The 13711-nt window shown below is 68.1% G+C and carries 15 protein-coding genes; 8 read left to right on the forward strand and 7 right to left on the reverse strand.

Going from position 1 to position 13711, the window contains the following annotated elements; genetic code table 11:
- Positions 1–27: 27 nt before the first annotated feature.
- A complete protein-coding gene (locus tag ACQUSM_RS07435; RefSeq protein WP_435117279.1) occupies positions 28–669 on the reverse strand; it encodes a class I SAM-dependent methyltransferase in 642 nt (213 codons plus the stop codon).
- An 89-nt stretch (positions 670–758) separates the two neighbouring features.
- Between ACQUSM_RS07435 and ACQUSM_RS07440 the strand changes: the two genes are divergently transcribed.
- The 5 genes from ACQUSM_RS07440 to ACQUSM_RS07460 all read left to right on the forward strand — a co-directional run bounded on the left by ACQUSM_RS07440 (position 759) and on the right by ACQUSM_RS07460 (position 5762).
- Entirely contained in the window at positions 759–1376 is a 618-nt protein-coding gene (locus ACQUSM_RS07440) for an adenylate kinase (RefSeq protein ID WP_435117281.1), read from the forward strand.
- Between the two features lie 92 nt (positions 1377–1468).
- Positions 1469–2371, forward strand: a complete 903-nt coding sequence (locus ACQUSM_RS07445; protein WP_435117283.1) for a DUF106 domain-containing protein — start codon at positions 1469–1471, stop codon at positions 2369–2371.
- A gap of 193 nt (positions 2372–2564) precedes the next feature.
- Positions 2565–2918 (forward strand): Hsp20/alpha crystallin family protein, encoded by a 354-nt coding sequence (locus ACQUSM_RS07450; protein WP_435117285.1) that lies wholly within the window; start codon positions 2565–2567, stop codon positions 2916–2918.
- A 56-nt stretch (positions 2919–2974) separates the two neighbouring features.
- On the forward strand, positions 2975–4642 hold the full coding sequence (locus tag ACQUSM_RS07455; RefSeq protein ID WP_435118308.1) for an AarF/UbiB family protein: 1668 nt from the start codon (positions 2975–2977) through the stop codon (positions 4640–4642).
- A 43-nt stretch (positions 4643–4685) separates the two neighbouring features.
- The gene (locus tag ACQUSM_RS07460) at positions 4686–5762 is read left to right on the forward strand and encodes an aminotransferase class I/II-fold pyridoxal phosphate-dependent enzyme (RefSeq protein ID WP_435117287.1); all 1077 of its coding nucleotides are present in this window, start codon (positions 4686–4688) and stop codon (positions 5760–5762) included.
- Between the two features lie 324 nt (positions 5763–6086).
- Here ACQUSM_RS07460 and ACQUSM_RS07465 read toward each other — a convergent pair whose 3' ends face one another.
- Entirely contained in the window at positions 6087–6617 is a 531-nt protein-coding gene (locus ACQUSM_RS07465; protein ID WP_435117290.1) for an inorganic diphosphatase, read from the reverse strand.
- Positions 6618–6822: 205 nt separating this feature from the next.
- Between ACQUSM_RS07465 and ACQUSM_RS07470 the strand changes: the two genes are divergently transcribed.
- A complete protein-coding gene (locus ACQUSM_RS07470) occupies positions 6823–7185 on the forward strand; it encodes a PadR family transcriptional regulator (protein WP_435117292.1) in 363 nt (120 codons plus the stop codon).
- A 6-nt stretch (positions 7186–7191) separates the two neighbouring features.
- Here the strand turns inward: ACQUSM_RS07470 and ACQUSM_RS07475 are convergent, their stop codons facing one another.
- On the reverse strand, positions 7192–7830 hold the full coding sequence (locus ACQUSM_RS07475; RefSeq protein WP_435117294.1) for a DUF7108 family protein: 639 nt from the start codon (positions 7828–7830) through the stop codon (positions 7192–7194).
- Positions 7820–8413: a ribonuclease HI gene (gene rnhA, locus ACQUSM_RS07480; RefSeq protein ID WP_435117296.1), complete on the reverse strand. Its 594-nt coding sequence runs from the start codon at positions 8411–8413 to the stop codon at positions 7820–7822. Before rnhA ends, ACQUSM_RS07475 begins: the two co-directional genes overlap by 11 nt.
- A 232-nt stretch (positions 8414–8645) precedes the next feature.
- On the opposite strand from rnhA, the gene nreA reads away from it, so the two are divergent.
- A complete protein-coding gene (gene nreA / locus ACQUSM_RS07485) occupies positions 8646–9905 on the forward strand; it encodes a DNA repair protein NreA (protein WP_435117298.1) in 1260 nt (419 codons plus the stop codon).
- Here the strand turns inward: nreA and ACQUSM_RS07490 are convergent, their stop codons facing one another.
- Positions 9906–10199 (reverse strand): DUF5789 family protein, encoded by a 294-nt coding sequence (locus ACQUSM_RS07490; protein ID WP_435117300.1) that lies wholly within the window; start codon positions 10197–10199, stop codon positions 9906–9908.
- 121 nt (positions 10200–10320) lie between these two features.
- Between ACQUSM_RS07490 and ACQUSM_RS07495 the strand changes: the two genes are divergently transcribed.
- Positions 10321–11433 (forward strand): DUF7139 domain-containing protein, encoded by a 1113-nt coding sequence (locus ACQUSM_RS07495; RefSeq protein WP_435117302.1) that lies wholly within the window; start codon positions 10321–10323, stop codon positions 11431–11433.
- Between the two features lies 1 nt (position 11434).
- On the opposite strand, the gene ACQUSM_RS07500 is transcribed toward ACQUSM_RS07495, so the two are convergent.
- On the reverse strand, positions 11435–11899 hold the full coding sequence (locus ACQUSM_RS07500) for a Mut7-C RNAse domain-containing protein (protein WP_435117304.1): 465 nt from the start codon (positions 11897–11899) through the stop codon (positions 11435–11437).
- Positions 11896–13665, reverse strand: a complete 1770-nt coding sequence (polX, locus tag ACQUSM_RS07505; RefSeq protein ID WP_435117306.1) for a DNA polymerase/3'-5' exonuclease PolX — start codon at positions 13663–13665, stop codon at positions 11896–11898. Before polX ends, ACQUSM_RS07500 begins: the two co-directional genes overlap by 4 nt.
- Positions 13666–13711 lie beyond the last annotated feature (46 nt).

The raw sequence follows: 13711 nt of genomic DNA on the forward strand, positions 1-13711 counted from the left end.
ACCGACCCTGGGGCGGCCGGCGACTAATCAGTCCCGGACCGCGAGCAGCGCGTGCCAGTCGTCTTCCTGCCCCAGCGCCCGGACCTCGCGGAAGCCGGCGTCGCGGAGCCGGTCGCGGATCGCGCCCTCTTCCCAGAACGTGAACCGCCGGCCGTCGGGGACCTCCACGGCGTCGGCGTCGCGTGTCTCGCTCGCCATCACGGAGAGCAACAGGGTGCCGTCGGCGCCGAGCGCGCGGTGGAACCCTTCGAGCGTGGGGACTGCGGCCGAGCGGGGGAGGTGGAGGAACGCGGCGCAGCACCAGATCCCGTCGACCGCGTCGGTGGCGACCGGAAGCGTCCGCATGTCGCCGCGGACGAACCGTGCGGCCGGCGCCTGCTCGTCGGCCGCGTGGAGGAACGGCTCGGTCAGGTCGACGCCGATCACGTCGAGGCCGGCGCGGGCCATGGGAGCCGTATCCGCACCGGGGCCACATCCTACGTCGAGCACCCGCGGCGGACGGGCCTCGCAGGTGGGCAGCGCCTCACGGAACGCATCCCCGTGGCGCTCGAACAGGGAGAAATCGAGGTATTTCTCGACGAAGCGGGGCGCCTCGTCGGCGTACGTCGCCGCCGTCATGGCCACGTCGACGGCGTCGTCGTCGACGGGCGTCGCGGGAGGGTCGGACACGTTCGGGCGTGTTGCGGCGCCGCCATAACTTTCACGCGACGCCGACCGCTTTCTTCAAGCCTTTATGCGCGGCCCGAGTCACCACCGATATGGCCGATCACCACATTCTGCTGCTGGGGCCGCCGGGCGCCGGCAAAGGAACGCAGGCGAAGAAGCTGTGTGACGAGTACGACCTCGATCACGTCTCGACGGGCGACGCCCTGCGGGCGAACAAGGACATGGAGACGGAGTACGGCACGCCCCGGAGCTTCATGGAGGCGGGCGAGCTCGTCCCCGACGAGGTCGTCAACGAGGTGCTCGAGGCCGCGCTCACCGAGGCCGACGGCTACGTGCTCGACGGCTACCCGCGCAACCTCGACCAGGTGGCGTTCCTCGACGACGCGACCGAGCTCGACTACGTGTTCTTCCTCGACGTGGAGCGGGAGACGCTGGTCGAGCGTCTGACGGGCCGCCGTGTGGACCCGGAGACCGGGGATAACTACCACGTCGAGTTCGACATGCCCGAGGACGAGGAAGTCCGCGACCGGCTGATCCAGCGCGACGACGACGAGGAGGACGTGGTCCGCGAGCGGCTGGAAGTGTACGAGGAGAACACCGAGCCGGTGATCGAGCACTACCGCGAGACGGGCGAGCTGGTCGAGATCGACGGCGAGGGCGCACCCGAGGACGTGTTCGAGCGGCTGACCGACGCGATCGGCGACGACTGAGCCGGCGGCCCGCAGTTTTCTCGCCGCCGCGCGCCGCCGTTGTACAACGACAAGTAAAAGGTTCATAACGCCCGGTAGCGAAGACAGGATCAATGGTACGGACCGAGAAGCGCGTCCGCGAACTCGTCTCGGAGGACTCCGAGATGCGGGACGTCCTCGAGACGGTGCTCGACCGCGCCGACGACGGCGAGGTGGGCTGGACGGACGTGAAAGGCGAGATCGAGAGCGGGCAGTGGGGCCGGCTGATCGAGAAGGAGGTACTCGTCGAGGGCGAGACGGGGTTCCGGATCGACGACCCCGACGCCGTCCGGGAGGCGCTCGAGGGCGACGACGACCTCACAAGCTCCTCGGTCGACCTCGACGACGTGGAGAGCACGTCCTGGTCGAAGTGGGACAAGCTGGCCGGGGGCGGCACGCTGCTGTTCATGATCGGCTACGCGTACACCCCGATCCGGAACGCCGTCGGCGAGACGCTCGACCTCGGGCTCGGCCCGCTGCTCGACGTGCTGCCGTTCTACGCGGTCGTCCTGCTGCTGGCGATGACCACCGGGCTCTACTCCTCGGTGCTGCGCGCGCTGCTGATGGACATGGACAAGATGAGCGCGTACCAGGACCGGATGCAGGACATTCAGGAGCGCCGGAAGGAGGCGAAAGAGCGCGGTGACGACGCCGCGATGCAGAAGATCCAGGAGGAGCAGATGGAGGCGATGGGCGACCAGCTCGGCATGTTCAAAGAGCAGTTCCGCCCGATGGCGTGGATCATGTTCCTCACTATCCCGGTGTTCCTCTGGATGTACTGGGCGATCGGCGCCCGGGGCGGAAGCAGCCACCACGTCCTGACTGAGGTCGTGTTCCCGATCTGGGGGACGCTGGAATGGACCGAGCCGATGCTCGGCCCGATCCGGCCGTGGATCTTCTGGTACTTCCTCTGCTCGACGGCGTCGATCCAGATCATCCAGAAGGCGCTCAACATCGAGATGTCGCCGTCGTCGTAACGCGGTCCCGCCACTTTCTCACGATCTGCTGCGGTTCGGTCGAACCACCGTCGCGGCTGTCGATTGCCGCTTTGTCGGGCCACCGTCGTGGCTGTCGATTGCCGCTTTGTCGGGCCACCGTCGCGGCTGCCCGTCGGGACTCTGTCGGGCCACCACCGCCGGCTTTTTCGACACTCCGCCCCATACTCCGAGCATGGACACAGTTCGCGAGGCGCTCCAGGAGCTCCCGGACGCGGTGTTCGCCGACCTGCTCGAGAGCGAGTCCGCCTACCGGCTCGTGATCGATCTGCCGGGGGCGACCGCCGACACGACCGATCTGCGGAGCGAAGGTGGTCGACTCCACGTCGAAGCGCGCCGCGAGAAGTCGTTCGGCGGCGAGTTCGACTACGTCCGCGAGGACCGACCGCTGTTCCTCGACGCCGAGATCCCGCTCCCGCCCGACGCCGGCACCGACGCCGAGGCGTCGATGAGCCGGGGGGTGCTCACCGTCACCGTCCCCAAGCGCTCGGCCGGCCCCGCCGAGTCGATCGACATCGACGACGCCTGATGCTCGGAGCGAGCGCGGGCCCCGAACCGACGCGCCCGAGGAGGGGGTGATCCAGGCTGGTCTCTCTCCGTGCCTACTGGCGGTTCCTCGTCGTCCTCAAGGGCTTTTTCCCCCTGCTGTTCGCGTGGGCCCGCGACCGAAAGCGGTTCCTGCTGTTCGGGCGGAGCCGTAGCGTCGACAGCGAGACGCGCGTCCGGCGGGCCGAGGCGCTGCTCGAGACGCTGCTGACGCTCGGGCCGACGTTCATCAAGCTCGGCCAGCTGCTCTCCACCCGGCCGGACATCCTCCCGCCGGAGTACGTCGACGTGCTCGCGAGCCTGCAGGACGAGGTGCCGCCGGCCGACTGGGCGGAGGCCAAGGAGGTGCTCGAAGACGAGCTCGGCCCCGTCGAGGAGACGTTCGACGAGTTCGACAGCGAGGCGATCAGCGGCGCCAGCCTCGGGCAGGTGTACCGTGCAGTCCACGACGGCGAGCAGGTGGCGGTGAAGGTGCGCCGGCCGGGGATCGTCCCGCTGGTCAACGCCGACCTGAAGGTGCTTCGCTGGTCGCTGCCCGTGATCGTGTTCTTCGTCAACGAGTCGAGCTCGTTCTCGCTGTCGAACCTCGCCGAGGAGTTCTCGAAGACGATCCGGCAGGAGATGGACTACGGCCGGGAGCGCGCCATGCTCGAGGAGATCAGCGAGAACTTCGCGGACAACGACGACATCCGCATCCCCGATACCCACGAGGGCGCCTCCGGCGAGTCGGTGCTCACGATGGAGTACCTCCCGGGGACGAAGATCAACGACATCGACGAGCTCGACGCGAAGGGGATCGACCGCACCGAGCTCGCGACGCGGCTCCAGCGCATCTACCTCCAGATGATCATCGACGACGGCGTGTTCCACGCCGACCCGCACCCGGGCAACCTCGCGGTCGACGACGAGGGCGCGGTGATCTTCTACGACTTCGGGATGAGCGGGCGGGTCGACCCGTACATCCAGGAGAAGATCGTCGAGTTCTACGTCGCGATCGCCGAGCAGGACACCGACGCGATCCTCGACGCGCTCGTCGAGATGGGGACGCTCTCGCCGGAGGCCGACCGCGAGGTGATGGGCCGGGTGATGGAGCTCGCGATCCAGGACGCCCGCGGCGAGGACATCGAGCAGTACCGCGTCCAGCAGATCATCGAGCAGGTCGAGGGGACGATCTACGAGTTCCCGCTGCGACTTCCGAGAAACCTCGCGCTGGTGCTCCGGGTCGCGACCGTCGTCGAGGGCGTGTGTGTGACGCTTGACCCCGAGTTCGACTTCATCAGCGTCGCGACCGACTACCTGACCGAGCAGGGGTACCGCGAGCAGACCGCCCGCCGGATCGCCAGTGACGCCGCCGACCAAGCACAGGAGACCGCGGGCGCGCTGGTGTCGGTCCCGCCGAAGCTCGACCGCGTGCTCGACGGGATCGAGGAGGAGAGCCTCACGGTCAACATCAACGTCGAGGACGGCGACGACGTGTTCCGGGACCTCGCGAAACGGCTGATCCTGGGGATCTTCGTCGCCGCGGGCGTGCTCTCGGCGGCGCTGATCTACGCGTTCGGACAGGACTGGCGGGTCTCCGCGGGCATCCTCGCGGTGACCGCGCCGCTGGTGCTCGCGCTGTGGCGGTCGTTCCGGCGCAAGCAGCGATCGATCCGGGCGACGCCGCAGTTCACGCGGCAGAACATGCGGAAACGCGAGCGAAAGTAGCCGGCAGCAGGTGGTTTTTGCCCGGCGGCAACACAGGTGAAGTATGGACGTCTCGCCGTTCGGACTCGAACGCTGGTTCGCTGAGTACGAACACGACGCAGACATCATGCTCGCCGAGAGCGGGATCCGCTCGCTGCCGGCCGACCGCTTCGACCTCGACCCCGGGAAGCTGGGGTACGTGATCCCCACCAACGGCGACCCCGAGTTCCGGGCCGACGTGGGCGAGCGCTACGGCCGAGACGCCGAGGAGGTGCTGTTCACCGTCGGCACGCAGGAGGCGAACTTCCTCACCTTCCTCTCGCTTTTGAACTCCGAGCACGGCGACCACGCGGTCGTCGTGACGCCGACGTATCAGGCGCTCCACGCGGTCCCGGAGGCGTTCGGCGAGGTGACGCGCGTCCCGCTCAATCGTGGGGACTGGAGCGTCGACGTGGAAGGCGTCGAAGAAGCGATCCGCGACGACACCGCGGTGGTCGTGCTCAACAACCCCAACAACCCCACCGGGAACTACCACGACGAGGAGACCGTCCGGGAGCTGTACGACCTCGCCGCCGAGCACGACGCCTACCTGCTCTGTGACGAGGTGTACCGGCTGCTCGCCGAGGAGCCCATCACCCCCGCGGCGGCGATAGGCGAGTACGGCATCTCCACGACCAGCCTCACGAAGGCGTACGGGCTGGCGGGCCTGCGGTTCGGCTGGGTCGTCGGCGACGCGGACGTGGTCGAACGCGCGTGGCGCTGGAAGGACTACACCACCATCTCGCCCACGCTGTTCGGCCAGCACGTCGCGAAGCAGGCGCTCGGCGAGCAGGAGGCGGACATCCTCCGGGAGAACCGCGACCTCGCCACGGAGCACCGCGAGATCGTCGCCGACTGGCTCGACGAACACGGACTGGACTGGCACGAGCCGGTCGGCGTCAACGGGTTCGTCACGGTGCCCGACGGCTTTGCGGACGCTGAAGAGTTCTGCCGCGTCGTCGTCGAGGAGGCATCGGTGGTGCTGGCGCCGGGACACCTGTTCGGCCCCTACGAGAACCGCTTCCGGATCGGGTTCGGGCTGCCGACCCCGGAGCTCCGGGAGGGGCTAGCGCGGGTCGGCGACGTGATCGAAAACCGCTAATCCTCGTCGTCGCCGTCGTCGTCGGCCGTCGCCGCCGGCTCGGGCACGACGGTCACGTGGTCGATACCGACGGAGTGCTGTTTCGTGGCCATACTCGACGTTCGGGCCCCACCACTCAAGAGATTACCCATACGCATAACGTATCGCTCGGCGACGACTGATACGTGACGGGAATACCCATATCTCGTGGGTATCAGCGAGGCCATGGGGAGAACTGGGACGCATCGGGACGGATAGTGGGACGGGCGTTAGAGTGGGTTCTGCCCATCGACAGCGCGCGTGCTGGTCGTCAGTTAGAAGGCGTGAAAACCGCGGATGTGACAGTTAGAAGTTCTCGTCGTAGAGGTCCTGCGCGTGCTCAATGGCGTCGAGCGCCGCGTCCTTGTCCTCCCAGCCGAGGGTGGTGACCTCCTTGCCCTCCTCGAGGTTCTTGTACGTCTCGAAGAACTCGTCGATCTCGTCGAGGGTCTGCTGGGGGATGTCGTCGAGGTCGTGGATGTGGTCGAAGCGGGGGTCCTCGCTGGGGACGGCGATCACTTTGTCGTCCTGCTCGCCGTCGTCGTCCATCTTCATCATCGCGACGGGTCGGGCCTCGATCACGCAGCCGGGGAACGTCGCGTCCTCGACCATCACCATCACGTCGAAGGGGTCCTCGTCGTCGTAGTACGTCTGCGGGATGAAGCCGTAGTCGTAGGGGTAGTGGACGTTCGAGTGCAGCACGCGGTCGAGCACGACGCCGGGGACGTCCTTGTCGTACTCGTACTTGTTGCGCTCGCCCTTGAGACACTCCACGACGGCGTAGATCTCCTCGGGCGCGTCCGGCCCGGTTTCCAGGTCTTCCCAGAGGTTCGTCATGCCTCCGGAGGTTCCGCCAAGTCGGGCAAATGCTTTTCGGGACGTTTCTGTCCGGGCGAAAACGCTTTTAGGTTGGGACGAATATCTCCTGTCACGAGCACTGGACGAACACCTCAGACTGTGTGCGTTCGACGGTCGAACCCCGGGAAGGGGGGTCTGCCGTCTCCACGGTGGTGGGGGGAGCGGACAGTGCCACACCCTAACAATGTCAGAGGCAGAAGCAGTCAACGACGAAGAGCCGGGTATCGCACGTGACCTCACAGCGTTCCAGCAGAACATCCTCGTCATCCTCTCCGAGGAGGCGATGTACGGGCTCGCGATCAAACGCGAGCTCGAGGAGTTCTACGGGACGGAAGTGAACCACGGTCGACTCTACCCCAACCTCGACGACCTAGTGGAGCTCGGCCTGGTCGAGAAGAGCGAACTCGACAAGCGAACCAACCAGTACGCGCTGACCGAGAAGGGCCACGAAGCGGTCCTCGACACGCTGGAGTGGACGCTCTCCCGGTACGTTACCGACGAGAGCCGCGCCGACGAGATCCGCGAGATCGTCGACGAGCAGAACTGACGGCGGTTACTCCTCGCTGATCGACGCCGGCGGCTCGCTGTCGGCCGCCGCGAACAGCTTTCGGACGGACGCCTCGACCAGCGACGCGTCCGTCTCGCTGGGCCACGCGTTTCGCGGGTAGTACTCGTCGAGGAACAGTTCGACCTCCTCGGCGGTCAGCTTCTCGACGGGCTTGGCGTAGTGGTTGCTCGCGAACGCCGCCAGCGCCCGAGCGTTGGCCTCGTGATCCGGGTACTCCTCGGCGACGGCCTCGACCAGCTCGTCGTTGTGGTCGGCGATCTCCTGCCAGTGTTCGGGGTCGCCCGGCCCCGAGAGGGAGATCTCGACCGCGCGGTCGGTCTCCTCGACGCGGTCGAGTTGGACGACGCCGTTTTCCAGCCACTCTTCGGGGTAGAGGACGAGCGTGTCGTCCTCGTCGCGGAGACGGGTCTCGTAGTCGTGCGCTTCGACCAGTTCTTCCCGACGCTCCCGGTACACCGAGGCCTCCTCGGCCGCGGCGTCGTCCTCGCGGCGTTCGGCCGCACGCGCCAGTCGCGTCAGTCGTTCGGTCTCGTCGACGGCGTCGGCCGGGATATCCGGCACGCGTTCCTCGTCGCCGTCGGCCCCGTCGGGTCGCTCGGTCGTTTCGGGCTCGCTATCGGTCATCGAGTGCCTCGTTCGCCAAGTCGTCGGCGCGTTCGTTTATCTCCCGTGGAACGTGCTCGACGTCCCAGCGGTCGAACTCGCGGAGCAGCTCCCGGGCGGTCACGCGCAGCTCCCTGAGTTCGGGGTCGTTGGTGTTCCACTCCCCGCGGAGCTGTTTGACGACAAGCTGTGAGTCCCCGCGAACGTCGATCTCGTCGAGGCCGAGATCCCGCGCGGCCCGGAGCGCCCGCAGCAGCGCCTCGTACTCCGCCTGATTGTTCGTTCGGCGGCCGATCTCCTCGCCGCCCTCGGCGACGACGCCGTCGCTGCTCACGATCGCCCAGCCGACGGCCGCCGGCCCGGGGTTGCCCCGGCTGGCGCCGTCGAAGTAGACGTGAGCGCGCCCGCTGCCGTCTTTCAGTAGCAGCGTGAGGTCAGTGGGCGATCCGCCCTGCACGACGACCTTGTCGTCGTAGGCGACGGCGACGGCGTCGCCGCGTTCGGCCCGCCAGCGCTCGTGCTCGGTGTTGCCCTCGCGTATCTCGACGCCGGCCTCGCGGAGGCGCTCACGCGCGTCCGCGGGGTCGACAGTGACCGTCGGCATGGGTAGGCTACCTCCCGGCCGCGTAAAGACGCCTCCGTTCTGGGTCACCCCGATACTCAAGTAGCAGAACGGGACCATCCACGGTATGCGCTAAGACCGGTCCCGGTTCGGCCGAGGCGGGAGTGTGACACACCGACCGGGAGGCGTTCGTGACACCTGTTCGCTACCCGTGTGGCAGCCGCGGCTGCCGCGCACAGAACTTTCAAGCCGACGTAGCGCCGAGTTCGGGGTGATGCGACTGGACGAGTATCTCGAGTACGAGGCGGACGAGGCGGCCGAACGCCGCCGGCTCGCCGAGGAGAAGAACTACGAGATACTCGACCACCTCGAACAGTTCGAGAGCCGCTTCGAGGAGCACGTCACCGACGACGCGCTCGTCGGCAGCGTCTCCCCCTCGATCTTCGTCGGCCGCTCGGACTACCCGAAAGTGTCGACGGGAATCCTCTCGCCGGTGGGCCACGAGGAGGACGCCGGCCGCTTCGAGACGAGCGGCGAGTGGTACGACGAGGGCGTCGGGATCGCCGACGTGTTCGAGCGGCGGACCAGCCTGCTGAACTCGAACCGGACGGGCGTCGGCGTCGACGTGCACGACGCGTGGGACGGGTTCACCGGCGTCCAGCGCGAGATCGCGATCGCCGACCGCCCCGTCGGCGTCGAAGTCGGGCTCGACGGCCGGCCGGACGTGAACTACGACGTGTCCCGTGACGACGTGGCGACGCCCGTTGGGCCGCGAGCCACCGCTCAATCCGCGGATCTCACCGAGAACCCGCACGTCCCCCGCCCGGTGGAGAAGACGCTGGAGGACGACGACTGGCAGGCCCAGGGGGCGATCAACTACCTCTACCGCCGCGGGTTCGACGTGTACGACATCAACACGATCCTCTCGGCGGGCGCGCTCGGGCAGGCGCAGAACCGCAAGCTCGTCCCGACACGGTGGTCGATCACGGCCGTCGACGACACCGTCGGGCAGTACCTCCGCGGGACGCTCAGGGGGAACCAGAGCGTCGACAGCGTGCAGGTCCACCATAACGAGTATCTCGGCAACAGCTTCTGGGTGATCCTCGCGCCGGGGAACTGGGAGTACGAGCTCGTCGAGATGAAGGCGCCGGGCAGCATCTGGAACCCCGACCCGGAAGCGGGCACGTATCTCGCGAGCGCCCACGAGGAGTTCGAGGGACGGACGAGCTACGTCGACGAGACCGCCGGTGCGTACTACGCCGCCCGGCTCGGCGTGCTCGAACACCTCTCCGACATCGGGCGGCAGGCGAAGGCGCTCGTCCTGCGGCACGTCTCCGATGACTACTGGGGTCCGGTCGGCGTCTGGCAGGTCCGGGAAGCCGTCCGGCACGCCTTCGAGGGAGAACACGGCACCGCGGAGACGCTGTCGGGCGCGATCAGCGAGGTCGGGGCCCACCTGCCGGTTTCGGAAGCACGTCTGCGAAGGAAGTCGACGATGGCTGCGGGGCTCCAGTCGAGCCTGCTGGAGTTCTGACTACTCCTCGTCGGTCTCGACGGGGCCGTGCCCCACGACCTCCTTCACCGCTTCGACGAAGGACTGCCGAGTGTCGAAGTACGTTGTGTCGGTCTCCTCCAGCACGTTGCCCAGGATCCGCGCACCGTGGGGTGTCCGAATGGTCGCGTCACCCTCCTTCTCGACGATTCGGCTGCGCTCTTGTGGCCACGTGAGTCGTGCGGCCACCCGAGCGACGGGGGCGCCCTCGACGTCGGCCCCCTCGCCGAGTTCGACGGCCGGTTCCTCCTCCTCTTCGGTCTCCTCTTCGCTCATACCCGGCACATCGCCCGTCCGGACGGTAACGCTTTCGATGGCGTCGACGGCGGCGACACCTCCGTTCGCAAACAGATGTCTGACGTACGGCTTTTAGTCCGTGGGCCCTGTTACCCTCAATATGACCAGTCTCTCGGAGGTGTACAAGCCCGACGCGGAGTTCCAGACCAGCCTCCGACGACTGTACGCGGGGCTGGGGCTGTTCGCGCTCGGCGGCCTCCTCGCGATCGCCGGAGTCGTCGTGGGGGCGACGACGCCGCTCCGCTCCCTTACCGCCTCGTGGGAGTGGGCGGGAATCCTCGCCGGGCTGGGCGTTCCCGCAGCGATCCTCGGCGTGTTCATCGTGCTTCCTTCGGGCCGCCGAACCCGGGTTGCGGCCGTGATCGGCGCCGCGCTCTCGCTGCTCGGCGTCGCGCTGTTCGCTCACGCCTACCCCTGCCAGTGGGTGGGGACCAACTGCCTCGGGGACCGATCGCTCCTCACCCTCCCCGTCGCGCTGCTGTACTCCGCGGGGATCATCACGACGCTTTGGTGTCTGTTCACCGGGATCGTCAACTTCGAATCCCGGAACAGCCCCGGCGGCACCGCCCGGGTCGAGGTGACCACGCAGGGCGAGACGAAGGTGATCGAAGTGCCGACCTCGGAGCTCTCGAAGTTCTCCGGCAGCATGGGCGTCCTCGGCGGGACGCCCGACGTGGACTCGCCGGACCGGCCGGGCGCCGGCGGGGGGAACGACGGGGGCGCCGCCAGTGACGGCGGCGCGTCGACGAACACGATCGACGACGTGGGCACCGGCGGCGCGTTCGTCGACGAGTCCGAGATCGCCGACGTCGGGCCGAGCACCCCCAGTACCTCCGGCTCGGCGCCGAACCGCGGGCCGAGCGACCCATCGACGACCGACCCGCGCTCGGGGACCGACGACTCTGTCGGCTCCAAACCGCCGCGACGAGAGAACCGCGACGACGCCGCGGGGCGTGGCGCGACCGAGGACCGATCCGCGGGCGAAGTGAGAGACGTTAGAACCGGGAACTCCGCCCGACGTGAGGACGACTGGACGCCGACGGGCTCCACCCCCGAGAACGCCGCAGGCGGCCCCGACCGGGACAGCTACTGCGGCTCCTGCAAGCAGTTCGAGTACGTCCAGACCGATCAGGGGATGCAGCCCTACTGTGGCTTCCACGACGAGATCATGGAGGACATGGACGCCTGCGACGAGTACACCCCCCGGAAGTAGCTCACAACGCCGCGAGCGTCTCGGCGACATCGTCCCAGTGTGATCCGCTCCAGAACCACTGCCCGCAGTCCCGACAGCGGTACGGCTCGGCGTCATCGGGGACATGTTCGGGCGAATCAGCAGCGGCCACAGGCACGACTTCGCCGTTACAGGCACTACAGCGCTGTGGGTGGTCGGGCAGCGAGAGGTCGACTCCCGCCGCACGGAGCTCCCGGAGCTGGGCCTCGATCTCGCGCTCGGTGAGCAACACGGCGCCGTCCGCCGAGGCCGCGAGTGCCTCGTCCCGGGTGAGCAGCGTTCGGTCCTCGGCCGCGGCGAGGCTGCGGATCGCGTCGTCGCTCTCGATGCCCCGATCCAGCGCGTACGCGGTGTCGTAGCCACACATCCGGAGGTACGTCGCGAGTTTGCCGAGCATCACGTCGAGGAGGAACCGGTCCTCCCGGGAATCGGTCGCTTCGCCGGTCACTGGCCGAGGAACGCCCGCACGCCCTCGGCGTCGCGTGTGGTGAGCACGTCGTCGGTCTCGGCCCAGCCCCGGCGTGCGGTGTGGACGCCGAAGCGTGCCTCCGAGAACGCACCAGGTCGGTGGGCGTCGGTGTCGATCACGATCGTGGCGCCGGCCTCGACCGCCACTCGGACCGCGGCGTCGGGGAGGTCGAGCCGACTGGGGTTGGCGTTGAGTTCGAGCGCCGTTCCGGCGTCAGCCGCGGCCGCAGCCAACCGCTCGAAGTCGGGGGAGAGCCCGGGGCGCTCGTTGATCAGTCGCCCCGTCGGGTGGCCGAGGATGTCCGTCTCGGGGTGTTCGATCGCTGCGACCAGTCGCTCCGTGGCTTCCTCGCGGTCCTGTCCCAGCGCGGCGTGGGGCGAGGCGACGACGACGTCGAGCTCCGCGAGCAGGTCGTCCGGGGTCGAGAGCCCGCCGTCGGCGTCGACGTTCGTCTCGACGCCGTGGAGTAGGTCGAGGTCGTGGCCCGCGTCGTCGAGTGCGTCGCGAGCTTCCTCGACTTCGTCGGTCTGCTCGCGGACCTCCTCGGGGGTGAGCCCGGTGTTGCCGAACACGCCCGGTCCCTCGGCGTGGTCGGTGATCGCGAGGTAGTCGTGGCCGAACTCCGCGGCGCCGACGGCCATCTCCTCGACGGTCGCGTCGCCGTCTGACCACTCGGTGTGGGCGTGGAGATCGCCGCGGATCTCGTCTTCCTCGATCAGGTCCGGAAGCTCACCTTCACGGGCCGCCTCAATCTCGCCGGCGTTCTCGCGGAGTTCCGGCGGGATCAGGGGGAGGTCGAGCGCCTCGTACATTCCTTCTTCAGTGTCGCCGGCGACGCGGTCGCCGACGCGCTGGCCTGCGTCCGGGTTTTCGACTCCCGAAACGTCGAAGCAGCCGTACTCGTTCAGCTTCAGATCGCGATCGATCGCGACGTTGCGCAGGTGGATGTTGTGGTCGCGGCTGCCGGTGAAGTACTGCAGCGCCGCACCGAACTCCGAGGGGTCGACGACCCGGAGGTCCACACGCACCCCGTCGCCGGTCCGGAGGCTGGCTTTGGTGGGGCCGGACTCGATGGTCTCCGTCGAGTTCTCCCAGTCGAGGAACGCGTCGACGACCGCCTCGCCGTCGGTACTGGCCGCGAGCACGTCGACGTCGCCGATGGTCTCCTTCCAGCGTCGGTTGGAGCCAGCGAGTTCAGCTTCCTCGACGGCGTCGATGCTCGCGAGGAAGTCGCGAGCGGCCTCCCCGAGCGGACGGCCCGTCCCGAGCAGGGTGCGCTGGTGGGCCTGCCGCGCGAAGTCGATGCCGTCGAGGATGTTCTGCTCCGTCTTGGGACCGAACCCCTCGACCGCCCGGATCTCGCCGTTCCGGGCGGCGTCCTCGAGTTCGTCGAGGTCGGTGACGCCGAGTTCCTCGTACAGCGTGCCGACCGTCTTGGGGCCGACGCCCTCGACGCTCGTGAGCGCGGCCATGTTCACGGGGAGCTCCTCGCGGAGTTCTTCGAGCTCTTCGATCTCGCCGGTCTCGACGTACTCGACCAGTTTGGCGGCGATGGCGTCGCCGACGCGGTTGATTTCCGCGACGGCCGCTTCGCCCTCTTCGGCAAGCTCTTCGACGGGCTCGGGGTACTCCCGGACGTTCTCCGCGGCGCGGCGGTAGGCCGTGGGTTTGTACTCGACGTCCTTCGCGTCCAGCAGGTCGGCCATCTCTTCGAGCAGCGTCGCGAGTTCGTCGTTCGTGGGCATGAAGTGGGGTTCTGGCGTCGATGTGGTGGTTTCGCGCGCGGAACGC

It is taken from the genome of Halolamina sp. C58, from assembly GCF_051195095.1.
Taxonomy (GTDB): Archaea; Halobacteriota; Halobacteria; order Halobacteriales; family Haloferacaceae; genus Halolamina.